The 26,340-nt window shown below is 47.4% G+C and carries 14 protein-coding genes; 10 read left to right on the top strand and 4 right to left on the bottom strand.

Going from position 1 to position 26,340, the window contains the following annotated elements; genetic code table 11:
• Positions 1 to 26: 26 nt before the first annotated feature.
• The 3 genes from HGH90_RS11695 (at position 27) to HGH90_RS11685 (ending at position 5,057) form a co-directional block, all read left to right on the top strand.
• Complete coding sequence (locus HGH90_RS11695) at positions 27 to 749, top strand: DUF1080 domain-containing protein (protein WP_168766780.1); 723 nt, start codon at positions 27 to 29, stop codon at positions 747 to 749.
• Between the two features lie 143 nt (positions 750 to 892).
• Positions 893 to 1,636, top strand: a complete 744-nt coding sequence (locus tag HGH90_RS11690; RefSeq protein ID WP_168766779.1) for a ThuA domain-containing protein — start codon at positions 893 to 895, stop codon at positions 1,634 to 1,636.
• A 7-nt stretch (positions 1,637 to 1,643) separates the two neighbouring features.
• Positions 1,644 to 5,057, top strand: coding sequence for a ThuA domain-containing protein (locus HGH90_RS11685; protein WP_169191172.1), 3,414 nt, complete (start codon positions 1,644 to 1,646; stop codon positions 5,055 to 5,057).
• A gap of 124 nt (positions 5,058 to 5,181) precedes the next feature.
• On the opposite strand, the gene HGH90_RS11680 is transcribed toward HGH90_RS11685, so the two are convergent.
• From HGH90_RS11680 to HGH90_RS11670, 3 genes are all read right to left on the bottom strand, one after another.
• Positions 5,182 to 7,464 (bottom strand): GH92 family glycosyl hydrolase, encoded by a 2,283-nt coding sequence (locus HGH90_RS11680; protein ID WP_169191171.1) that lies wholly within the window; start codon positions 7,462 to 7,464, stop codon positions 5,182 to 5,184.
• A 168-nt stretch (positions 7,465 to 7,632) separates the two neighbouring features.
• Positions 7,633 to 9,924: a GH92 family glycosyl hydrolase gene (locus tag HGH90_RS11675; RefSeq protein ID WP_168766776.1), complete on the bottom strand. Its 2,292-nt coding sequence runs from the start codon at positions 9,922 to 9,924 to the stop codon at positions 7,633 to 7,635.
• Positions 9,925 to 10,188: 264 nt separating this feature from the next.
• Positions 10,189 to 11,205 (bottom strand): LacI family DNA-binding transcriptional regulator, encoded by a 1,017-nt coding sequence (locus HGH90_RS11670; protein ID WP_168766775.1) that lies wholly within the window; start codon positions 11,203 to 11,205, stop codon positions 10,189 to 10,191.
• Between the two features lie 272 nt (positions 11,206 to 11,477).
• On the opposite strand from HGH90_RS11670, the gene HGH90_RS11665 reads away from it, so the two are divergent.
• From HGH90_RS11665 to HGH90_RS11645, 5 genes are all read left to right on the top strand, one after another.
• Positions 11,478 to 12,554 (top strand): fatty acid desaturase family protein, encoded by a 1,077-nt coding sequence (locus HGH90_RS11665; RefSeq protein WP_169191170.1) that lies wholly within the window; start codon positions 11,478 to 11,480, stop codon positions 12,552 to 12,554.
• A gap of 243 nt (positions 12,555 to 12,797) precedes the next feature.
• On the top strand, positions 12,798 to 14,060 hold the full coding sequence (gene fabF, locus HGH90_RS11660) for a beta-ketoacyl-ACP synthase II (RefSeq protein WP_168766773.1): 1,263 nt from the start codon (positions 12,798 to 12,800) through the stop codon (positions 14,058 to 14,060).
• 188 nt (positions 14,061 to 14,248) lie between these two features.
• A complete protein-coding gene (gene uvrA, locus HGH90_RS11655) occupies positions 14,249 to 17,134 on the top strand; it encodes an excinuclease ABC subunit UvrA (protein ID WP_168766772.1) in 2,886 nt (961 codons plus the stop codon).
• Between the two features lie 25 nt (positions 17,135 to 17,159).
• Positions 17,160 to 17,636: a DUF6452 family protein gene (locus HGH90_RS11650; RefSeq protein WP_168766771.1), complete on the top strand. Its 477-nt coding sequence runs from the start codon at positions 17,160 to 17,162 to the stop codon at positions 17,634 to 17,636.
• A complete protein-coding gene (locus tag HGH90_RS11645; protein WP_169191169.1) occupies positions 17,599 to 18,423 on the top strand; it encodes a DUF6048 family protein in 825 nt (274 codons plus the stop codon). Before HGH90_RS11650 ends, HGH90_RS11645 begins: the two co-directional genes overlap by 38 nt.
• 73 nt (positions 18,424 to 18,496) lie before the next feature.
• Here HGH90_RS11645 and HGH90_RS11640 read toward each other — a convergent pair whose 3' ends face one another.
• Positions 18,497 to 18,961, bottom strand: a complete 465-nt coding sequence (locus tag HGH90_RS11640) for a GNAT family N-acetyltransferase (protein WP_211093103.1) — start codon at positions 18,959 to 18,961, stop codon at positions 18,497 to 18,499.
• A 91-nt stretch (positions 18,962 to 19,052) separates the two neighbouring features.
• On the opposite strand from HGH90_RS11640, the gene HGH90_RS11635 reads away from it, so the two are divergent.
• Positions 19,053 to 20,546, top strand: coding sequence for an ATP-binding cassette domain-containing protein (locus HGH90_RS11635; protein WP_168766769.1), 1,494 nt, complete (start codon positions 19,053 to 19,055; stop codon positions 20,544 to 20,546).
• Positions 20,547 to 20,749: 203 nt separating this feature from the next.
• Positions 20,750 to 26,338, top strand: coding sequence for an alpha-2-macroglobulin family protein (locus tag HGH90_RS11630; RefSeq protein ID WP_168766768.1), 5,589 nt, complete (start codon positions 20,750 to 20,752; stop codon positions 26,336 to 26,338).
• Positions 26,339 to 26,340: the final 2 nt, after the last annotated feature.

Below are 26,340 nucleotides of genomic sequence, written 5' to 3'. Positions count from 1 at the left end.
AATAGCTCATTACTCAATCATCCGGCATGAAAAAGTTAATCTTGGGCGCACTAACGGTAGGTGCCCTCATCACTACCTCCGCAGTGAAAGCCCAGCAATTAAATACCCTTTCAGCAAAGGAAAAGAAACAAGGATGGGTATTACTGTTCGATGGTACTTCTACCAAAGGATGGCATACCTACGGGAAAACAGAAGCTAGCCCTGCCTGGGGTGTAACTGATGGCGCCATTGGCCTGGATCAGGCAGCCAAAAAGAATGGCGCTCCCGGCGGGGATCTCGTAACAAACGAAGAATATGAAAACTATGAACTGAGCCTGCAATGGAAAATTTCCGAAGGAGGCAACAGCGGTATCATTTTCAGCGTACACGAAGATCCTTCCTTAGGCCAAACTTATCTCTCCGGCCCTGAAATGCAGGTGCTGGATGATGCCAAGCATTCCGATGGTAAGATCCCGAAACACAACTCTGGCGATCTGTACGACCTTATCAAGGCGCCTAAACTGGCTGCAAAACCAGTAGGGCAGTGGAATACCGCCAGGATCCTGAAGAAAGATGGTCACCTGACCCTCTGGCTCAATGGCGTTAAAACAGCAGAAACTACAATGGGTACCCCTGAATGGGATGCCCTGGTAGCAAAAAGCAAATTCCATGACTGGAAAGCATTCGGTAAATATCCAAAAGGCCACATTGCTCTACAGGACCATGGTAACGATGTTTGGTATAGAAACATTAAAATCAGAGTTCTTTAATTTATAGCAGAAAGCAAAAAGCTATTGTAGCGAGTGGCCTTAGCGAATTTTAAAATCGCATTGATCATTCACTGCAATAGCTTTTTGCTTTTTGCTTTCTGCTTTAGGCTTTCCGCCCTTCACATCCACGTAAAATAATAACAATGAAAACATTCACCGCGTTTATTACACTCTTGTTATTGGCCGGCACTTTATCCGTGCAGGCAAAAGGAAAACACAAAGCCAAAAGAGTGCTGGTTTTTTCCAAAACAAAGGGATTCCGGCATGATTGTATCCCGGCTGCCAAATTAGCCATCATGCAACTCGGAAAAGAAAATGGGTTTGAAGTAGATACAACGGAAGATGCCAGCGCATTTACCCCTGCTAACCTGAAAAAGTATGCAGCCGTTATTTTCAGTTGCACTACCGGCGATGTACTTGACGACACACAACAGGCAGCCTTTGAAAATTATATTCACAAAGGAGGTGCATGGATGGGGATACACGCAGCTACCGATACCGAGTACGACTGGCCATGGTATAACAAACTCGCCGGCGCATGGTTCCTGAGCCACCCGCATCAGCAACAGGCCACGCTCAGGGTAGTAGACCACAATCACCCTGCTACCAAAGACCTGCCCGACGAATGGATACGTAAAGATGAATGGTATAATTTCAAAAATCTCAACCCCGATGTACATGTACTCATCAAAATAGATGAAAGCACCTACGAAGGCGGTAAAAACGGGGATAACCACCCCATGTGCTGGTACCACGATTTCGAAGGCGGCCGCGCATTCTATACCGAAATGGGACACATAAAAGAATCATACCAGGATCCTGTATACCTGAAACATTTACTGGGTGGCATCCAATATGCCATCGGTAACTGGAAACCCAAAAACTAACCATCTGATGAAACATGCAATCAAAGTTTTCCTGCTGTTAGCCCTTGTAACAGCAGGCCTGGCAGCCTGTAAAAAAACACGCTCCGGGAAACCGAAAGTACTGGTGTTTACTAAAACCATGGGCTTCCGCCACACCTCTATTCCTGCCGGCATCGCAGCCATCCAGAAATTAGGCGCCGCCAACGGGTTCGAGGTAGACACCACCGAAAATGCCGATAAATTCAATGAAGACACCCTGCAACAATATGCAGCCGTTATCTTCCTCAATACTACTGGCGACGTCCTTAACAACTACCAGGAAGCCGATTTCGAAAGATATATCCAGGCAGGTGGCGGCTATGTAGGCGTTCACGCTGCAGCAGACACTGAATATGAATGGGGCTGGTATAACCACCTCGCCGGCGCATGGTTCCAAAACCACCCTCCGGGCGTACATAAAGCTATAGTTGACGTTGTTGAAAAATCATTCCCTGCTACAGAAGGGCTTCCCGAAAAATGGGAACATACCGATGAATGGTATAACTACAAAGATGTAGATACCACTACCACCGTACTGCTGAAATTAGATGAGAAATCTTATGAAGGCGGTAAAATGGGCAATAATCACCCCATCAGCTGGTACCACGATTTTGACGGCGGCCGCGCATTCTACACCGGTCTCGGTCATACGGAAGAATCCTACACCGACAGCCTGTTCCTCAAACACCTGGCTGGCGGTATTAAATATGCTATTGGCAAAAACCTGGTGCTCGACTACAGCCAGGCTAAAACACTGCGCGTACCATCTGAAGACCGCTTCACCAAAAATGTACTGGTATCCGGCGAATTCTTCGAACCAACGGAAATGGCTATACTCCCTAACCTCGACATCCTCGTGGCTCAACGCCGCGGTGAACTGATGCTGTATAATAATGCAGAGAAAAAATTGTCACAGGTAGGCTTACTGAAAGTATATCATCACACCGATGTACCAAGAGTAAATGCAGAAGAAGGCTTCATCGGTCTCGCCGCAGATCCCGACTTCAAAAACAATCACTACATCTACGCGATGTACTCCCCGATAGATACCTCCGTAAACCGTTTGTCACGTTTCAAATTTGAAAATAACAAACTGGATATGTCATCAGAAAAGGTAATCCTCCAGTTTTATTCCCAGCGCGATATCTGCTGCCATACCGGCGGTTCTATTGCATTTGGCCCCGGCGGACTCCTGTACGTATCTACCGGCGATAATACTACGCCATTTGATGAACCCGGACAGAAATATGTGAGCAAAGGCTATGGTCCTACCGATGATCGTCCCGGTCACCTGCAATATGATGATATGCGCGGTTCTGCCAACACCAACGATCTGCGGGGGAAAATCCTGCGTATCAAAGTGGAAGCAGATGGCTCCTATACCATCCCGGATGGTAACCTGTACCCGAAAGGCACCAAAAATACCCGTCCTGAAATTTATGCCATGGGTACCCGTAATCCTTACAGGATGACGGTAGACCGGAAAACAGGATATGTGTATTGGGGAGAAGTAGGGCCAGACGCCAACAACGATGACTCTACGCGGGGACCACGAGGGTACGACGAAATAAACCAGGCAAAGAAGCCTGGCTTCTTCGGTTACCCCATGTTTATTGCCAACAATAAGCCTTACCGCAAATACAATTACGAAACCGGCGAAAGTGGCCCCTATTTCGATCCGGCAAAACCGATCAACGATTCCCGTAACAACACCGGCTTAAGAGAACTGCCGCCTGCAACACCTGCGTTTATCTGGTACCCTTATGGTAAATCAGATGAATTCCCGATTGTTGGTAGCGGTGGCCGTAATGCGGAAGCAGGACCGGTTTATTACAGCGAGTTTTATCCGAAAGAAACCCGCTTCCCGGATTATTATAACGACAAACTGTTTATCTACGACTGGATCCGTGGCTGGATTATGGCTGTTACCATGGATAAAAACGGCAACTTCTCCAAAATGGAAAAGTTCATGCCGCATACCAAACTCAATGCCCCTATTGATATGGAAATGGGGCCTGATGGCCGTTTGTATATCCTGGAATACGGCAACGGATGGTTCAGTAAAAATGCAGATGCAGGCCTGTCGCGCATTGACTACAATGGCGGCAACCGTGCACCCAAAGCAGAAATCCATGTAGATCGCCTTACCGGCGGACTGCCCTTTAAGGTAAAATTAACTGCCGATGGATCTGTAGATCCCGATGGTGATAAGCTCACCTATCTCTGGTATTTTGGTAATGGTACCAAAAAAGAAACCACTGAGCCTTCTGTTGAATTTACTTACACAGCAGCCGGCGAATACCCCGTGTACGTGGAAGTGTCTGATGATAAAGGCGCTAAAACCAAGAGTAAGTCTATCGACCTTTATGCAGGTAATGAAACGCCTGATGTAAAGATTGATATCACCGGTAATAAAATGTTCTACTTCCCCGGTAAGCAGGTACATTATACCGTTAACGTGAGCGATAAAGAAGATGGTACTTCTGCTGATGGTAAGCTCGATGTCAATAATATTTTCGTGAAGGCCGACTACATACAGGGCCGCGATAAAGCAGCCTCACCGCAGGGGCACCAGATTGTTACCGGTGCTATTGCAGGTAAAAACATCATGGAAGTATCTGATTGTAAGACCTGTCACAAACCCGATGAAAAATCAATCGGGCCGTCTTTTAAACAGATCACCGAAAAGTACAAAGTCGATCCTGCAGCACCGGAAATGCTGGCGAAGAAAATCATCAGCGGCGGCGGCGGCGTATGGGGAGAAACCGCCATGTCAGCTCACCCAGGCCTGTCTGTAGGTGAAGCCAAACAGCTGGTAGAATATATTTACTCTGTTGGTGGCGGCGCTCCCAAAGCGGCCTCCCTGCCAGTTAGCGGCAACATTAACCCAACAATGGGTGCTGAAGTAAAAGACGACGGTGTATTATACCTGCTTGCCAGCTACACCGATAAAGGCGGACCAGGCATCAAGCCCATTACAGGCACAGCGCAACTGGAGCTGATCAGCCCCGTGCTGGCAGCTGCTGATTACAGCAAAGCCGATGGCGTATCTGTATTCTCAGTAAATAGTATGAAGTTCCTCATCCCTGCTACTGCAGCGGGTTGGGTAAGCTATAATAAACTGGATCTTACGGACGTAAACGGCATTGAACTCGCCTACATGGTACAGGAAACACCACAACAAGGCTATGTAGTGGAAGCATTCCTGGACGATGCCAACGGTACCCGTTTGGGAGAAGTAACCATTGGACCAGGCGCCCAGCCTAAAACAGCCAACAAAGTGAACTTCAACTTTACACCGGTAACAGATGGTAAAAACCATAACCTGTATTTCCGGTTTAAAGCCACTGACCCAGCACAAAAAGTACAGCTGGGCATCGTTTCATTTACGTTGCATACTTAGTAACATTCCTTTTTTAAAAAAAAGCGGCCGTTTCCTAAAACGGCCGCTTTTTTTTACTCCTCCCCAAAAGCTAAAAAAGCCATCTCTACCGAATAGAGACGGCTGCTACACTATAGATTGATCACTACTTTTTAGGTTTGTTACTCATATAAAAAGTAAGCGTCCCTCCATTCATGATATCGGCGTGTGTTATATACAAACGGTTCAATGGCGTACCATTCAACAGCACTTTTTGTACATACACATTTTTATCGCCCTGGTTTTTCACATCTATGGTAAAAGTCTTCCCATTTTCCAATTGCAAGGTGGCTTTATCAATAGCCGGGCTGCCCAGCGAATACTGGTCAGATCCGGGACAAACCGGGTAGAAGCCCAGTGTGGTAAAAATATACCAGGCGCTCATTTGTCCGCAGTCGTCATTACCACCCAGGCCATCAGGACCAGGATGATACATCTTCTTCAGGATCATGCGTACACGCTCCTGCGTCTTCCAGGGGTAGCCAGTCCAGTTATACAGGTAAGCTACGTGATGGGAAGGCTCGTTGCCATGCACATAGTTACCGATGATACCATCGCGGGTGATATCTTCCGTTTCTGCAAAAAATTTATCGGGCAGCTCCATGGTAAATAATGAATCCAGGTGTGCGGTAAACTGCCGCTTGCCGCCCATCATCCTGATCATATCGTCCGGGTTGTGCGGCACATACAAGCTATAATTCCAGGCATTACCTTCAATAAAGCCCTGGTCGTGCGTTTGCAGGGCATCAAAATTAGCTTTGAAACTGCCATCATCCAAACGGGGACGCATAAAGCCCGTATTGCCATCATACACATTCCTATAGTTCTGGGAGCGCTTCATGAATTCATCATAAATATCCATCCTGTTGAGCTTTTTGGCTACCTGCGCAATGCACCAGTCATCATAGGCATATTCCAGTGTTTTAGATACGGAAGAACCATTTTTATCTTCCGGGATATAACCCCGGTCGATATAATATCCGAGGCCATCATAACTGCGGTGACGGGCAGTGGTAACACAGGCATCCAGGGCTTTATTCACGTCAAACGGAGCATTTCCTTTCATGATGGCATCGGCAATCACCGATACACTGTGATAACCAATCATACACCAGTTTTCATTGGCATAATGCGCCCATATGGGTAACATATGCTGCGCGCTCTGTTCATAATGATGCAGCATGGATTGTACCATATCGGCGTTGCGGCCCGGCTGGATCATGTTAAACAAGGGATGCAGGGCACGATAAGTATCCCATAAGGAAAATGTAGTATAGTTCGTATGCCCACCGGCGTTATGAATGCTCATATCCAGTCCGCGGTAGGCGCCATCCACGTCCATATAAGTAGTAGGATTGATGAAGGCATGATACATGGCCGTATAGAAGTTTTCCTTTTCTTCCCGGCTGCCGGATTCAATATGTATCTTATTTAGCTCTTTTGTCCATAATGCCTGTCCATTGCGCTTTACCTGGTCAAAGTCCCATCCGGGTATTTCTGCCTGAAGGTTTTTCAGGGCGCCTTCCGTACTCACCGGAGAGAGGGCAAATTTTATTTTGATTTTCTCACCGGGAGTAGTGTTAAAATCGAAATAAGCGCGGATTTGCTTTCCGGCCATTTCGGGGAAATTCTTTGTCTGATCAAACTTTCTCCAGAAACCTTTATACACGTCTTTGGCATAGTTGGCGTGTCCATATTGTGCAATGGGCTTGGAAAACACCATGGCAAAGTATTCTATTCTCGTACGTGCCCAACCGTTAGTTTGCCGGAAGCCCGTTACCAGCGTATCATTTTCCACGCGGATAAATGTCCACACGTTTTTGTTGTCGTAGTTGTAAATACCATGCATCATATCCAGGATGATATGTGCCTGGCCGGAACCCGGAAAAGTATACTGATGAAATCCCACGCGGTTGCTGGCAGTCAGTTCCGCGAGGATATTATCGTCTTCCAGCTTTACCTTATAGTAGGCGGGTTCAGCTACTTCCGTACTATGGGAATAGGCAGAGCGGTAGCCACTTTCAGGATGGTCGGCGGTACCCGGATTTAACTGCAGGGCGCCAGTAGTAGGCATAATCAGGAAATCGCCGAGGTCGGAATGTCCTGTTCCGCTGAAATGCGTATGACTAAACCCAACAATGGTTTTGTCTTCATACTGGTAACCCGCGCAGTACTTGTATACATCGGGGTTATACTTTCCATTCATTTCGTAAGGAATGGTATCTGTATCGGGACTGAGTTGTACCATTCCGAAGGGCACGGTAGCGCCGGGATAGGTATGTCCCATTCTTTGTGTGCCGGTAATCGGCTTTACATATTGTATCACGTTTTCCTGTGCTTGTACGGCAACAGCAGTAACGAGGAATAAGGGTAATAATAATTTTCGCATAGCAGTGGTTTTAAAAATTTTTAGCTGCCAGATGTTCGCCTTTGCCTTTTATTTTTTATGGATTAAAAGCTAAAAACTAACACCTGACAGCTAAAGAGATACTTCCCGAAGAATCGGGACGAAATATTTCAGTGAACAATGAAAATCGTTTATATATCCATTTAGTGTTTATTTGTTCGCTGTTGAATAAGAGTAGGGGAACGCCGCAGATGAGGTGCCTCTTGTTTTCTGCGGGGCAGCGCCCATCTTAAACTCCAGGGTACCGCCCTTCTGCAGGTCCTGGTGGCTGATCCAGTTGTTGGAATAAGGCTTGCCATTTAAAGCAGCACTTTGTACATACAGGTTTTTCTCACTGTTTCCTGGCGCGTTGATCACCATTTTCTTACCATCTTCCAAAGTCATAGTAAGTTTAGAGAACAGTGGCGTACCCAGTACATACTGTTGGGTGCCTGGACAAACCGGGTAGAATCCCATGGCTGAAAATACGTACCAGGCGCTGGTTTGACCATTATCTTCATCTCCGCAATATCCATCCGGGGTAGCTTTATACAGGCGGCTCATTACCTGCCTAACCCAGTACTGTGTTTTCCAGGGCTGTCCTGCATAGTTATACAGGTAGATCATGTGTTGGATAGGCTGGTTGCCATGTGCATACTGGCCCATATTCATGATCTGCATTTCACGTATTTCATGGATAACAGTACCATAGTAGCTTTCGTCGAATACGGGAGGCATGTTAAACACAGAGTCCAGCATGCGGGTAAACATGTCTTTGCCACCCATCAGGTCAGATAAGCCCTTTACATCATGGAATACAGACCAGGTATAGTGCCAGCTGTTCCCTTCCGTAAAGGCGTCGCCCCATTTGAATGGATTGAATGGTGTCTGGAATTTGCCATCTTTATTTTTGCCCCGCATCAGTTTTGTTTCGGGATCGAAGAGGTTGCGGTAGTTCTGCGAACGTTTTTCAAAGCGCTCAATTTCTTCCTTAGGGCGATTCAGCGCTTTTGCCAGTTGGAAAATGGTAAAGTCATCATATGCATATTCCAGTGTGCGGGCAGCATTTTCATTTACGCCTACATCATATGGAACATATCCCAGGCTGTTGTAGTATTTCACACCGAGGCGGCCTACAGAGCTCATCGGGCCCTCGTTTTCAGAGTTTTTTAATATTGCCTGGTACAGGTTATTGATATCATATCCGCGTATGCCTTTCAGGTAAGCATCTGCTATGAGTGAAGCAGAGTTGGACCCCACCATACAGTCGCGGTGTCCGGGGCTGGCCCATTCGGGCAACCAGCCACTTTCTGTATAGGCATTGGATAAGCCTTCCATAATGTGTGCGCTGAGTGTAGGGTACATCAGGGTAAAGAAAGGGTGTACGGCCCGGAAAGTATCCCAGAAACCATTGTCGGTAAACATATAGCCTGGCAATACCTGGCCATTGAAGGGACTGTAATGTACCACTTCATTTTTTGCGTTGATTTCGTAGAATTTGCGGGGGAACAACATGGTACGGTACAGGGAAGAATAGAAGGTGCTTACCTGCTCAGTAGTACCGCCTTCCACTGCCAGGCGGCCGAGTTCTTTGTTCCAGGTATCTTTCGCCTTCTTGCAGGTGGCGTCAAAGCTATCGCCGCCAATTTCACGCTGCAGGTTTAATTCCGCCTGTTCAAAGCTGATAAAGGACGAAGCGGTTTTAATACCTACTTTTTCGCCTCTCTTTGTTTTAAAACCTACTACGGCCCCGGTATGATCGGCTTTCAGCTCCAGCTGGCCTTTAACCAGTACGGAGTCGTGCCAGGTGTTGCTAACCGTGAAAGGTTTATCAAAAGTGATAACAAAGTAGTTTTTGAAATTGGAAGGTACACCGCCACTGTTTTTGGTGGTATATCCAATGATTTTCTGCTGTTCCGGTATTATTTTAATATAGGAACCATGGTCCATGGCATCCACCACGATGAAGGCGCTGTCGGTAGTTGGAAAGGTAAACCGCAGCTGGGCAGCTCTTTCCGTAGGCGTAATTTCCGTGGTTACATCGGGGTCGGCCAGGTATACACTATAATAATAAGGACGAGCTACTTCTGACTTATGGGAAAACCAGCTGGCGCGTTTGTTCTGATCAAACTTCACGGAACCGGTTACCGGCATGATGGCAAACTGTCCATAATCATTAATCCATGGGGAGGGTTGGTGTGTTTGCTTGAAGCCCCTGATTTTATCAGCAGTATATTGGTACGCCCAGCCATTACCCATGGTATTGGTTTGAGGCATCCAGAAATTCATCCCCCAGGGAAGGGCAATGGCAGGATAGGTATTACCATTCGACAGGCTTACCTTGGAATCGGTGCCCATCAGGGTGTTTACCCAGTCTGCAGGCTCAGTCACTTTATTCACCGTTTGGCTATAGGCGCCATGCAGGCATAATAAAGCAGCTGCTAACAGTCCAACTTTTTTCATGATTACGATGATGATTATGTATTATAACAATTATTTGTTTTCTTCTAAAAACACCACGCAACAACGTTTACAAGAAAAATAACATTCTCTTTTACTGCTTTGTTGCCTTATTTCTTCATTTGAAAAATCGATTTAGCACAGGTTTAGAAAAAAAAGATTCATTAGAATCCTTTTCCCTTACTTTTCAAAAGCCGATACTAAAAGTATAAATATTTTTCCAGCAATTGCAAGTATTTACCGGTTTTTTTGGCGGCTACCCGGCACTCAGGCCGATCCTCTTAATATAAACTTACCCGGCAGCTCTATGGCCTGCTTCTTCATTGGGCCATTGTTTTTATCCAGCTGATGCATCAATAAATCGATGGCTGTTTTGGCAATACCTTCTATCGGCTGCTCTATCACCGAAATACCAGGAGGGTATAAACGAAAAATATCGTGGTCATCGAAGCAGACTACCGCCAGGTCTTCCGGCATCTTTAGCCCCATACGGGCAATCACTTCCAGTCCCAGGATACCCAGGTAGTTGGTAGAAAAGAAGATGGCATCCAACTCAGGGTTGGACTCCAGGAAGTCTTGCAACTCCCGGAGCGAATCTTCCCGCTGCCGGTGGTACTGCAATTGGAGGATATATTTCTTCTTCACAGGAATTTTATGGTCTTTCAGGGCAGTAACATAACCCCGCAGGCGCTCTTCTATTTGTATCAGCTTTACATCTACCATCACGAAGGCTATTTTTGTCAGCCCCCTGCCAATGAGGTGTTTCATTCCCTGCTGTACGCCGTCAAAATTGTTGATCAGCACATAGGGTGTTTTGATAGACGGGAAATAGCTGTCCATCAGTACCAATGGCTTATGCTGGTTCACCAGTTGCTGTATTTCCTTTTCCATACCGGGAGCAGGAGTAATCAGATAACCATCTACCATTTGTCTGCCCAGCATGCGTATCAGTTCACCGCCCTTCTGGGCATTATTTTCTGTACTGCAATACACTACATTATAGCCCCTGCGCTCTGCCTCCGTTTCAATGGTTTTAGCCAGGCTGGCGAAGAAGCTGCCGGAAATACTTTCCACGATCAATCCCAATGTTTTGGACTGCCCCGTGCGAAGGTTTACGGCCATCCGGTGGGGCTCATAACCCGATTTTTCGGCCACCTGCATAATCCTGGCGGCTACCTCATCCCGTATACGCATTTGTTTTCCCTTTCCATTCAACACGAATGAAACAGTGGAAGGCGCTACCCCGGCCAATTTCGCGACATCTTTAAGGGTCAATCTCTTCATGTATAGTGGTTGGTTTTGGCTGTATTTTAACGTGATTACCGGACTATCGCTAGCACTCTCTAAAACCTACGTTATCAGGCGTTTCACGCCCCTGACAGATACATATTCGCATGGAAATTACAAAATTAACCGTAATTACTACCAGTATAGCACAAAAATGGCTATCTTTCAGCCAACCTATGTGAAATATATATCGCAGGGGCACGTTATTATAATTCACCGGCTCCGTTTTGCCAGCACAGTTACAACTGTAGTAAAATATATCAGCGCGTATGAAGCATCTTTCTCAACTTACTGATCCCGTTTACGTAAAGCCGGACCATTACAGTGCACTTGATCGTCTTTTCTTAGGTTGGATCAGGGATGAGCGTGACCTCCCATTCGTGTACCTGACGATGAAAATTACCTTTACCCTGTGGCCACTGGCCATCCTCCTGTATGTACCAGGCCTCAACAACTGGCTCTGGTGGGGGGCTGCCATTGCCTACCAGTTTTTAAATAATATCACCTTCAAAGGACCTTTTGGCCTTATGCTCCACTGCACCAGCCACCGGGCTTTCTTTGAAAAAAAATACCAGTTCTGGAATAACTACCTTCCCTGGTTCATAGGCCCCCTGTTTGGCCAAACGCCCGAATCATATTATGCCCACCACATCGGTATGCACCACCCGGAAAACAATATGCCGGATGATGACAGCTGTACCATGATTTACCAGCGCGACTCCTTCCGGGGATTCCTGCTATACCTATTCCACTTTGTTACCTTCGGCGTTTACGACACCGCCCGTTATCATATCCGTAAAAAGAGAAATAAGCTGATGGTGAAGCTGGTAAGAGGAGAAGTATTTTTTATCCTTGCCTGCGTGGGACTGTCCTTCGTCAATTTTCCTGCTACCTTCGTGGTATTTATATTACCCTTTATCATTTCCCGTATCATCATGATGGTGGGTAACTGGGCTCAACATGCCTTCATTGATGCCGATGAGCCGGACAATTCTTACAAAAACAGCATTACCTGCATCAATACCAAATACAACCACAAATGCTGGAATGATGGCTATCATATCAGTCACCATGTGAAACCCAGTATGCACTGGACAGAGCACCCCGTTTACTTCACACAAACCCTCGACGAATATATCAGCAACGATGCCATTGTTTTCGACAGCATACACTTCCTCCATGTTTGGGTATACCTGATGGGAAAACGTTATGACCTGCTGGCTAAACATTTTGTGAATATCGGAGGCCGCTTCCAAACGGATGCAGAAGTAATTTCCTTCCTGAAACAACGCACCCGTAAAATGGCCGCTGTATCGGAACCAGCTGCTGCTGTTGCCGCTGCGTAATTCCATTATCGGGAATTTTTCTGCTGACAATTCTCTTGCAGTAGGCTTTTTTTTGACAAAAAATGCCTTAAAATTTGTAAGAAAAGGGTCAGAACATGTCTTATATGGCCTATAAATCCGCACCCACACTGCATTTGGTCATAAAAACAGAAAAGTTATATTATATTATCTTAATGAATATGCTTATTCATAACAATAAGTAACTAAATTTGCGCTCTAACTTTTTTTATTAAAGTAAAAAATATGCGTACTGTTACACTGAAAAGGGTTGTGGTTACCGGCTTGGGAGCATTAACACCTATCGGGAATGATGTAAATACTTTTTGGAGCAACATGAAGGCGGGCGTAAGTGGCGCCGGCCCCATCACTAAGTTTGATACCACGGAGTTTAAAACCAAGTTTGCCTGTGAGGTGAAGAACTTTGATGTGGAAAAATATATGGAAAAGAAGGAAGCCCGCAAAATGGATTGCTTCACTCAGTACGCGATGGCGGCTGCACAAGAAGCAGTAGCGGATGCAGGGCTGGACAAAGAGGGTATCGACAAAACCCAGGTCGGGGTGATCTGGGCCTCCGGTAACGGCGGTATGCTCACGTTCGAAGAACAGATCGTTGAATTCACCAAAGACAACTTTGTTCCTAAATTCAACCCGTTCTTTATCCCTAAATTAATCTGCGACATTGCTGCAGGCCAGATTGCCATGAAATATGGTTTCATGGGTATTAACTTCTGTACCGTATCGGCTTGTGCTTCTTCTACCAGCGCACTGGTAGACGCTTTTAACTATATCCGCCTCGGTAAAGCCAAAGCTATTGTAACCGGAGGCTCTGAAGCTCCTGTTACCCGTGCCGGTATTGCCGGCTTCAATGCCCTCAAAGCCTTGTCGACCCGCAACCAGGACCCGGAACACGCTTCCCGTCCATTCGATACAGAACGTGATGGTTTTGTAATGGGTGAAGGCGCAGGCGCTATCATACTGGAAGAATACGAACACGCCATTGCCAGAGGTGCTACCATCTACGGCGAAATGATTGGCGGCGCTATGACCTGCGATGCCTATCACCTCACCGCTACTCACCCGGAAGGACTAGGTGCGCGCCTCGGCATGGAACAAGCCCTGGAAGATGCTGGTATCACTACCGCAGATGTGGATTATGTAAACTCTCACACCACCTCCACACCCGTAGGCGACCTCAGTGAACTGAAAGCCATTGTAACTGCCTTCGGCGAACATGCGCCAAAACTCAATATCAGCGCTACCAAATCCATGACAGGCCACCTGTTGGGAGCTGCCGGCGCTATTGAAGCCATCGCCTGTATCAAGGCAACCCAGGAAGACATCGTTCCTCCTACTATCAACACAACTGTACTTGGCGAAGGTATCCCTACCAATCTGAACCTCACCCTCGGGAAGGCACAGCAACGTACCGTTAACATTGCCATGAGCAATACCTTTGGTTTTGGTGGACACAATGCCATCGTTGTATTCAAAAAATATACTGCGTAAAGCGGAAAGTGTAAAGCATAAAGCAAAAAGCTATTGTGGAGAAGAACTTAGCGAATATTTAAAATTCGCTTTAATCATTCTCCACAATAGCTTTTTGCTTTATGCTTTACACTTTCCGCTCCTACAATAGCTTTATGCTTTATGCTTTCCGCTTTCCGCTTTTTCACGTAGCTTAGTAGTTTAATATTATGGCAAAGAAAAAAGAGAATGTACCCGCTGGCTCCGTTGCGCAAGCCCCGGCAGATGAACAAATAGCCATCTTTGGCGCACGGGAGCATAATCTGAAAAACCTGGACCTCCTGTTGCCCAAAAATAAACTGGTTGTCATTACCGGTATCAGTGGCAGTGGTAAATCATCACTGGCATTCGACACCATCTACGCGGAAGGACAACGCCGCTATATGGAAAGCTTCTCCGCTTACGCCCGGCAGTTTATAGGTGACATGGAAAGACCTGATGTGGATAAAATTACCGGTCTGTCGCCCGTTATTTCCATCGAACAAAAAACAACGAATAAAAATCCCCGCTCCACTGTGGGTACTATTACGGAGATATACGATTTCCTCCGCCTGCTCTATGCACGCGCCGGCACCGCCTACTCCTATAATACCAACAAACCCATGACGCGGTTCTCCGAGGAAGAAATCCTCGCGCACCTCTTCAAACACTATAAAAATAAAAAACTGGCCATCCTGGCCCCGCTTGTACGCGGACGTAAAGGCCACTATCGCGAACTGTTTGAACAAGTACGTAAACAAGGCTACGTAAAAGTGAGGATTGACGGGGAAATACAGGACCTGAAAGAAAGAATGCAGGTGGATCGCTATAAAATCCACGACATTGAACTGGTGATAGACCGTATACAGGTACAGGAAGATGCCCGCACCCGTATCAGCCAGAGCGTGCAAAAGGCACTCACCATGGGCAAAGGACTGCTGTTTATCATGGACCACGATACCAATAAAGTGAGCCAGTACAGCAAACAGCTGATGTGCGAAGATACCGGCCTTTCCTACGAAGAGCCCAGTCCCAACACCTTCTCCTTTAACTCCCCCTATGGCGCCTGCCCGCGCTGTAAAGGTCTCGGTAGCATCTACCAGATCAATATGGACGAGGTAATCCCCGACTATAACGTGTCTATCAGCGATGGTGGCCTCAAACCACTGGGAGAAGCACGCGATACCTTTACCTTCAAACAGGTACAGCAACTCGCCAAAAAATATAAGTTCTCCCTCACTGCACCCATCGCCAATATTCCGCAAAAAGCCCTTAACGTACTCCTGTTTGGCGATGAAAACGGCAAACTGGAGGTAGACATGGATTATAGCGAAAGTAATGGCAATGGCGACGCCGCCTACGCCACTGAATATGAAGGGGTCGTAAATATGGTACGCCGATATTTCAACGATACCTCCTCCGATCATGTACGCAGCTGGGCCGAAGGCTTTATGCAACTGAGCACCTGCCCCGAATGTAACGGCGCACGCCTCAAAAAAGAAAGCCTCTTCTTTAAGATAGATGAGAAAAATATTTCCGAACTCGGTAATATGGACCTGGACAAGCTCCTGGCCTGGTTCGGTGGTATCGAAAACCGCCTGGAGAAAAAGCAGAATGCCATCGCTAAAGATATCCTCAAGGAAATCCGTGAACGATTGGGATTCCTGCTCAACGTAGGCCTCAACTACCTGACCCTCAACCGTCCAACGCGGACGCTGAGCGGCGGCGAATCACAACGCATACGTCTGGCCACGCAAATAGGCTCCCAGCTCATGGGCATCACCTACATCCTGGATGAACCCAGCATAGGCCTGCACCAACGCGATAATATGCAGCTGATAGATGCCCTCCGCAACCTGAAAGACATGGGCAATACCGTAATCGTAGTGGAACATGATAAAGATATCATGCTCCACGCCGACCACCTCGTGGATATCGGTCCAGGCGCAGGTGTACACGGCGGACAAATCATTGCCCAGGGCACACCCAAGCATATTCTCAAACTCAATACGCCTACCGCCGGCTATCTCAACGGCAATACAGCCGGAGAAATACCCGCACAACGCCGCAAAGGAAACGGCAACTTCCTGGAACTCAAAGGCGCTACCGGCAACAACCTGAAGAATGTAAACCTGAAAATGCCCCTGGGGACTTTCGTTTGCGTGACCGGCGTTTCCGGCAGCGGTAAATCTACCCTCATCAATGAAACGCTGTATCCCATCCTGTCGAAACATGCGTACGACTCCAAACTCGTACCCATGCCTTATAAAAGCATCAAGGGACTGGAGTTCATCGATAAGGTGATAGAAATCGACCAATCGCCTATAGGCCGTACGCCCCGCAGCAACCCGGCCACTTATTGCGGTTTTTTTACCGATATCAGAACCCTATTTGCTGCCGTACCGGAAGCAAAAATCAGGGGATACAACGCCGGCAGGTTCTCTTTCAATGTAAAAACCGGTCGTTGCGACGTTTGTGAAGGCGGCGGTATGCGCGTCATCGAAATGAACTTTCTCCCGGATGTATATGTACATTGCGAAAAATGTAACGGCCGCCGGTACAACCGCGAAACACTGGAAATACGCTATAAAGGCAAATCCATCTCCGACGTACTGGATATGACAGTAGATGAAGCCGTGGAATTTTTCCAGCCCGTTCCCTGGATCTACCGCAAGATAAAAACCCTGCAGGATGTAGGACTGGGATACATTACCCTGGGCCAGTCCGCCGTTACCCTTTCCGGAGGAGAGGCCCAACGCGTAAAACTGGCCACCGAATTATCTAAAAAAGATACCGGCAAAACAATCTACATATTGGACGAACCCACTACAGGGCTCCACTTCCAGGATATTCAATTACTCCTGGCCGTGCTCAATAAACTGGTAGACCGGGGGAATACCGTACTGGTGATAGAACATAACCTGGATGTTATCAAGATGGCTGATTATATCGTAGACCTCGGCCCAGAAGGGGGTGGAGGTGGAGGTACGATCTTATGTACCGGTACGCCCGAACAGGTAAGTACCTGTAAAGACAGCCATACCGCCCGCTTCCTCAAAAAGGAGCTGGGAATTTAATATCTTGCCAACTGCATCAACAAGCATGAAAAGCATTTACCAAATATTACTTACCTGTTTCATTTTCGCCGGCTTCATCGCCTGCGAAAATGAAACGAAAGTATGTGACCAGACATTGAGTAACAGTCTCCATATTCACTTTTCCCGCGATAGCCAGGGAATAGTGAGAGATACCATCATGCCCAAAGTAACGGCTTTTGCCCTGGGCAGGGACAGCATTTACAAAAGGCAACCACTGGGTAATCTCTTTTTCCAGCTCTCGCCGGTAGCGGACAGCAGCCAGTATTACCTGAAAGTGGATTCCGCACTGGTAGCAGACACTATCACCGTCAGGTATACACGTACAAAACATTTCATATCTCCCGGTTGCGGGTTTGGTACCTACTTCACACTGGATACCGTTATCGCTACCCGGCATACTATCAACGATCTCCAGATTAATAATAAGTCAGTAATCAGCAGTAATGACACGCATCTTACTTTATTTTTCTTTAATCAGTAGTATCCTCTTCAGTCTTGCTGTATCAGCCCAGCTGCCGGCAGCCGCTAAACGGGATACTATCCATAAGGCCATCCTGGCAGATACCACCCACAAAGCAGTGGTGGATACTGCTAAAAAAATGGGCATACCGCTTAAAGACAGCTCCTGGTATATTCCGGGCGGCCTGCGGATAGGCGTGGATCTTAGTCGTATTGTTTCTGCTATCTATTACCCTTATAGAAAAGAAGTGACCATCGTTGCCGATGCCCGCATCAACAGCAACCTGTATGCAGCCTTTGAAGGCGGATACGCCAATACGCCCCATAGCGATTCAACCTATACCTATAAAGGCAATGGTATGTTCGTAACATTAGGAGTCGATTATAATTTCCTGAAAAGACAATACCCTACTGAAAAGAATATCTTCTACGGCGGCATCCGCTATGGGTTTTCACATTTCAACTATTCCGTACCTACTTATTCCATCAACAGTCCCTATTGGGGCGATCACCTGAGTGGCAGCGTGCCTAAAACCAATGTCAACGCCCATTGGGTGGAATTGCTGGTAGGCCTGAAAGCAGAGGTGCTGAAGAATTTCTTTATGGGCTGGAATATCCGTGAACGTATCCTGATCAATAGTGTAAAAACAGATGAAATAACGCCCCTTGTCATACCCGGCTTTGGCAGCGGCTCCAAAAGAGCGGTATTTGATGTGCAATACACCATTTCCTACGTCATTCCTTTCTACAGGCTGAAGGAACATGCACCTAAAGTGGAAGTAAAACAGAAAAAAATACCCAAGCGGTAAGTTTTTCGGGAGAGAAATAAATAATCGGGGGAAACCGGTGTGGCGATATCCATGCCAGTTTCCCCCGCTGGCATTATACCGTATGAGCGCCGTGAACGCTCCTCACCATCTCAATGTGAGGAATACCATCTTCCAGGTAAGTATCGCTGGTTTGTTCAAAACCCAATGAAGTGTAAAAACGTTGCAGATATTGCTGGGCACCGATCTTGATAGGTACGACGCCAAATTGCTGCTGTACCGCGGCGATCGACCGCTCCATCAGCTCCCTTCCGGCGCCTGTGCCCCTCGCCAGCGGAGAAGTAATTACCCTGCCAATAGAAGCTTCCTGGTACTTAATACCTGGCTGAAAAAGCCGCGTATAGGCCAGCAACCGGCCGGTATCATCAGTACCCATCAGGTGCAGCGCCAGCTGGTCGGTATTATCCAGGTCCTGGTAAGCACAATTTTGCTCCACCACAAACACTTCACTTCTTAAACGCAAAATAGCGTAGAGTTCTGTTGTACTAAGCTCCTCAAAGGATTTTATCTTCCAGTTCATAGCCTCAATTTCGTATAAAAATATCAGATGCTTTCAATAATCCTGCTAATTTTATACCCGATAGATGAATATTGAGCCCAATCGTACAATCATGACATACCAACAAACACCGTTCCTCTCCCTCGAACATATCACCGTCAGGTATCTCGACAAAATACTCTTCAATACCCTCAACTGGCAAATCAGCAAAGGTGAACAGTGGGCTATCACCGGCCCGAGTGGCTCCGGCAAAACAGCTTTGTTGAATACCATTCTCGGTAAATTCAACGTGATAAATGGTAGCATTCATTATCATTTCTACGACGACTGGTGCCGGGAGCACACCATCACCGATCCCTGGTTCAACTACCGCAACCTGATAGCGATGGTAGGACATCATCATACTTTCCGCAATCTTTCCAATACCACCACCGACTTCTACTATCAGCAGCGCTTCAACAGTATGGATGCCGATAATTCGCCTACAGTGATGGAATACCTGGAAATCACAGTAATTCCGCCACTGATCAATGCCCTGCGTATAGCACCACTGATGGAAAAAAGGTTGATCAAATTATCTAATGGTGAAACCCGCCGGGTAATGATTGCCAAAGCCTTGCTGCAACAGCCTCCCCTGCTGATGCTCGACAATCCCTATATAGGACTGGATGTACAGGCACGCAAAGACTTCAGCGCTATGATCAATGAAATCATTGCCAGTGGTACTACCGTGGTATTAGCAACTTCCCCCAACGAAATCCCGGAACATATAACCCATGTACTTACCCTCGATAATGGGAATGTAACAGGGAAGTATACACGCCATGAATTCGTACAACTGCCGTTACCGGCTATCCAGGAAATACAGTTACCAGCCATAGCAGCAGATAAAATAAATGCACTGGTGCAAAATAGCCCGCAAGCTGCCTTTGACACTATTGTCAGGATGGAAAATATCCATATTAAATATGGCGAGAATACCATTCTCAACAACATCAACTGGGTGGTGAAACCCAATGAAAAATGGGCGCTATTGGGTCCTAATGGCGCGGGAAAGTCTACTTTACTGAGCCTCGTAAATGGGGATAATCCCCAGGCGTACGCTAATAAACTATGGCTCTTCGACCGCAAGCGCGGCTCAGGAGAAAGTATATGGGATATAAAGAAAAAAATAGGGTTCGTATCCCCGGAACTGCACCAGTACTTCACATCCCGTGACAACTGCCTGCAAGTGATTTGCTCCGGGTTTACCGATGTAATTGGCAGTACCCGTCCTGTCACACCAGACCAGGTGCAAATTGCCTGCGAATGGATGAGCGTACTCAATATTTCGGAACATGAAAAAACACCGTTTAAACAGGTATCCGAAAGTGCCCAGCGATTAACGCTGCTGGCCCGGGCCCTGGTGAAAAATCCCCCCCTGCTTATTTTTGATGAACCTTGCCAGGGACTGGACTCTCAACAAAAAATGCACTTTAAGAAAGTAATAGAACAACTCTGTGATCATATGGCCGTAACACTCATCTACGTTACCCACTATGAAGAAGAACTACCCGCCTGTGTGGATAAATACATCCGGCTCGAGAAGGGGGAGCAAAAAGGATAAAGCAGAAAGCAAAAAGCTATTGTAGCGAATGATCTCTGGGAATCTATAAATCGCGTTGGGCATTCGCTACAATAGCTTTTTGCTTTCTGCTTTATGCTTTTTGCTCCCTTTAATAGCTTTTTGCTTTCTGCCTTACGCTTGCTGCTTTCTAAAGAATTTTCCCGACATTCGCACCTAGTTAATCACCCTAATTCTCCTTACTGATGCACCCAATCAAACGGCTCCCTGTTGTAGCTGCATTGCTCTTTTTCATGGCTACCCTGTTCATTGTCAGTGGTTGCCGGAGTACACGTAAAGAAATGAACCCCGAATTTGCCCGGTATATCGAGGCATATACGGCCGGTATCATTTCCAAACAAAGTGCCATCCGCATTCACCTTACAGGCCAAACCAATATTACCCATACCCAGAATGAACCGCTGGAAAAGGAAATCTTCGAATTTTCTCCCTCCATCAAGGGTAAGTCTTATTGGATTGATGCCACCACCATTGAATTCAGGCCCGATGAAAACCTGCAACCCGGCAAAACCTACCAGGCTACCTTTAAATTGGGCAAAATACTGGACGTACCCAAAGAACTTAAATCATTCGATTTTGAATTCAAAATTATCAAACCGGCCTTCTCTGTAGAAAATTTCGGTCTGAAAGCCAGTACCAACAATACACTCGATCAAATGACCCTCACTGGCGCCGTCTATACCGCCGATGTGGAAGCCCCGCAAACCATAGAAAAAATACTCAGTGCGCAATATGCCGGGAAAAGCTTACCTGTTACCTGGCAACACAATGCTACCGAACGCACTTCCCGTTTTACCATCGCCAATATTGCACGCGGCAACATTAGCCGTAACCTGGAACTCCAGTGGAATGGCGCCCCGCTCAACGTGAGCAATGAAGGCAAAACGACCATAGAGGTACCAGCGGTAGGCGACTTTAAAGTATTGGCTGTTAAAGCCCTTTCCGACCCGGAACAACACCTGCTGGTACAGTTCTCCGACCCCATCAGCGTAGCGCAAACCCTGGAAGGATTAATCGGTATCTCTGGGCAGAGCGATCTCCGTTATACCATCGATGGCAGCGAAGTAAGCGTATATGCCCCGGTAAGACTGGAAGGTAATTACAACGTGATCGTTAACGAAGGCGTGCTCAACATCACGGATAAACGACTGGGCAGAACATTCAGCGCCAATGTAAATTTTGAAAATACGCTGCCTTCCGTTAGTATTCCCGGTAAAGGTGTAATCCTCCCGGAAAGCAACAAGCTGGTAATGCCCTTCGAAGCCGTAAACCTCAATGCAGTAGACGTTTCCATTATCAAAATCTATGAAAACAACGTACCGCAATACCTGCAACGCAATGACCTCGACGGCAGCCAGGAGCTGCGACGTGTAGGCAAGCCCGTAGTGGAAAAGACCATTCGCCTCGATGTGGATAAGTCGCTTAACCTGCATAAAAAGAACCGCTTCTTCCTCGACCTCGACAAAATGCTGCGCACCGAACCAGGCGCTATTTACCGCATTACCATCGGCTTCCGTAAATCATACGCTATGACCGCCTGCTCCGCTGACACCACCAAAGACAGCGATAATGGCAACTATTCAGATGAAGAAGGAGAAGATGAATACTATGGCGGCGGTGAAAAGATTGATGACGACGACTCCTTCTGGCAACGCTATGACAGCTACTATCCCTACGGCTATAACTGGGACCGTCGCAACGATGCCTGCTCTAATTCCTACTACAGCAAAGACAAATGGGCGTCCCGCAATATTATTGCTTCCAACATTGGCCTTATCGCCAAAAGAGGTAATGATAACAGCATGCTGGTAGCGGTAACAGATATACGTGATACCAAACCGATGATAGGCGTTGACCTGGAACTGCTCGACTACCAAAACCAGGTTATCTTTAAAACCAAGAGCGACGGGGAAGGCATGGCTTCTTTCGACCTGAAACGTAAACCCTACCTCCTCATTGCCAAGAAAGACCATGAAAGAGGTTATCTCAAACTGGATGACGGAAGTTCCCTGCCATTGAGCCGCTTCGACGTAAAAGGAGAAGAGGTACAAAACGGTATCAAAGGCTTCCTGTACGGTGAACGCGGCGTATGGCGCCCCGGCGATTCTATATATCTCACCTTTATACTGGAAGATAAAGGACAGAAACTCCCGGCAGACCATCCCGTTACCATGGAGTTATACAATCCGAAAGGACAGCTCTATAAGCGCATTAACCAGCACCAGGGACTCAACGGGTTCTATAGCTTTGCTACGGCCACCGGCCCCGACGATCCTACTGGCAGCTGGGTAGCTAAAGTAAAAGTAGGCGGCGCTACCTTCCAGAAGAATGTACGCGTGGAAACCGTGAAACCGAACCGGTTGAAAATAAAAATGGACTTCGGTAGCCAGACCGCCCTCTCCAAGACCGGCGCCACCGGCACCCTGTCGGCCATGTGGCTCTTCGGCGCAACAGCCCAGCACCTGAAAGCTAAAGTAGATGTATCGCTTACGGAGCAAACCACCAGCTTTAAAAACTTTGCAGATTATTCCTTCGACGACCCGGTAAATCGCTTCGGCGCGGAAAATAAAACCATCTTCGAAGGCGCCCTGAACGACAATGGCAGCGCTCCCGTAAACGCCGATATACAACTGGGTAAACTGCCTCCCGGCCAGCTGAAGGCAAACTTTGAAGTAAAAGTATTTGAACCAGGGGGCGATTTCAGTATCGATCACTTCTCCATGCCCTATAACCCGTATACCTCTTATGCAGGGCTGCGCATGCCGGCTGGCGACCGCACTACCGGTATGTTGCTCACCGACCGACCGCATACAATCGAACTGGTGGATGTAGATGGCAACGGTAACCTGACCAGCGGCAGCCGCGAAGTACAGGTAGAACTCTACAAAATAAAATGGAGATGGTGGTGGGATGAAGGGGAGCAAGAAGACTTCTCCAACTTTACCCAGGATAGCTATAACCAGCTGCTGAGCAAAGAAACCGTTACCCTGCAGAATGGTAAAGGTAAATGGGACCTCCGGGTTAACTCGCCCGACTGGGGCAGATACCTGGTAAGGGTAAAAGACCTGCAAAGCGGCCATACTGCCGGTAAAGCCGTGTATATCGACTGGCCGGGATGGGCAGAAAGAATGCAGAAAGAGAACCCGGCAGAAGCATCTATGCTGGTATTCACTTCCGATAAACAAAACTATAAAACCGGGGAAGATATCAACCTTACCATTCCCAGCAGCGAAGGCGGACGGGGACTGATCAGCATAGAATCCGGCAGCAAAGTGCTGAAGTCTTACTGGATCACCACCAAACAAGGCCAGACCACGTTTAAATTCAAGGCGGAAAAGAATATGACGCCCAATATATACGTGAACGTTAGTTTGTTGCAACCACACGCACAAACACTCAACGACCTGCCTATCCGTATGTATGGCACCATCCCCATTTCCGTAGAAGATCCGGGTACCATACTGAAACCGGTGATCAGCATGCCGGATAAACTCAAACCGGAAACAGAAGCCAGCATCAGCGTCAGCGAAAGTAATGGTAAGGCCATGACCTACACCATCGCCATTGTAGATGAAGGGCTGCTGGACCTCACCCGCTTTAAAACACCCGACCCCCATAGCTCCTTCTATGCCCGGGAAGCACTAGGCGTAAAAACATGGGACCTGTTTGACTATGTAATTGGCGCCTGGGGCGCAGATATGGATCGTATACTCAGTATCGGTGGTGACGAAGGCCTCAATAAAAATGCCGGTAGCGCCAAAGCCAATCGCTTTAAACCGGTAGTTAAATATATGGGCCCCTTCTACCTGAAATCAGGACAGAAACAAACCCATAAATTCAAATTACCTCCTTATATCGGCTCCGTAAAAGCCATGGTGGTAGCCGGACAGGATGGTGCGTATGGCGCCGCAGAAAAAACAGTAGCCGTGAAAAAACCACTAATGCTGCTCACAACTGCTCCCCGCGTATTAGGACCATCAGAAACTATACAACTGCCAGTAACCGTATTTGGCCTGGAGCCCAATATCCGTAACGCCAGCGTAACACTGAGCACCAGCCCACTGCTGGAAATAATAGGCGAGCATACCAAAACCGTTACCTTCTCCCAACCAGGGGAACAGATTGTTTATTTTGATGTAAAAGTAAAACCACTCACCGGCGTAGCTAAAATAAAAGTGGTAGCCGCCAGTGGCGTAGAAAGGGCAGAAGAAAATGTAGAACTGAATGTTCGCAATCCTAACCCCGTTATTACCAACATCATTGAAAATACACTGGAAGGGAATAAGAGCTGGCAATCGGCATTCAGCCCGGTAGGCATGGCAGGTACCAACTCCGGCGTATTGGAAGTATCTACCATTCCATCACTGAACCTCGGCAAGCGCCTGCAATTCCTGATAGGATATCCACACGGCTGTATTGAACAAACTACCTCCGGTGTGTTCCCTCAGCTTGTGCTTAATCAGCTGATGGACCTGAAAGAAAGCCAGCTGGCAGAAATAGACAGGAACGTAAAGGCCGGTATCAACCGCCTAAAGAGCTTCCAGGCTTCGGATGGTGGCTTCAGCTACTGGCCCGGCGAAGGCAACTCCGATGAATGGGGCACTAACTATGGCGGTCATTTCCTCATAGAAGCACAGGCACAAGGCTACACCCTTCCTCCGGGACTGCTGGACCAATGGAAGAAATACCAACGGAATAAAGCAGGTACCTGGGCTCCGAGTACGCTCAATTTCTATGGCGGCGACCTTACACAGTCGTACCGCCTGTATTTGCTGGCATTGGCCAAATCACCGGAATTAGGCGCCATGAACAGGCTCAAAGAATTCAAATACCTGTCTGCTCCCGCTAAATGGCGACTGGCAGCAGCCTATAAACTAGCCGGCCAACCGGAAGTGGCACAGTCACTTATACGTGGCCTGAGCACCGAAGTGAAACCTTACCAGCAACTGGGAGGCACCTTCGGCTCCGACGTGCGCGATAAAGCCATGATACTGGAAACACTCACCATCCTCGGCCAACGCAATACGGCCAACGATATGGTGAAACAGATTGCCGCGCATTTGTCGCAAAACGACCAATGGTACAGTACCCAAACGACTGCTTACGCATTGATTGCCGTAGCGAAATACTGTGGTACTAATAAAGGCGGTAGCAAGATGGGTTTCAGCTATACACTCAATGGCGCAAAAGGCAGTGTGAATGGTCAATCGTTTGTGACACAGGTACCGGTTACATTCAATGGCGCTGCTGGTAATGTCAGCATTCAGAACAACGGGCAAAATGTGCTGTATGTACGGTTGATCCTCCAAGGCCAGCCGGATGCAGGCCAGGAGCCGGTGGCCTCCAATAATCCTGATATATTGGGAATGCAGGTAAGCTACAGTACGCGCGACGGCAAACCACTGGATCCGTCCACACTACGCCAAGGCAGCGACTTCATGGCCACTGTTACCATCACTAACCCCGGCAAACGAGGCTATTACGAACAAATGGCACTGTCGCAAATCTTCCCGTCCGGATGGGAAATATTGAATACCCGCCTGATGGAAAATGATAGCGCATTCCATTCTTCGCCATCTACGTATATGGATATACGTGACGACAGGGTATATACTTATTTCAATATAGAAGAAAACAAGAAACGTACTTACAATGTATTGCTAAACGCCGCTTACCTGGGCCGCTATTACTTGCCGGCTACTTCCTGTGAGGCCATGTATGATAATACCATACATGCTTTCCAGCCAGGTAAATGGATAGAAGTAGTAAAATAAAG

The organism is Chitinophaga sp. Ak27, assembly GCF_012726295.1.
Classification (GTDB): Bacteria; Bacteroidota; Bacteroidia; order Chitinophagales; family Chitinophagaceae; genus Chitinophaga.
The sequence above is the reverse complement of the archived record's forward strand: the minus strand, read 5'-3'. Positions and strand labels throughout refer to the sequence as shown.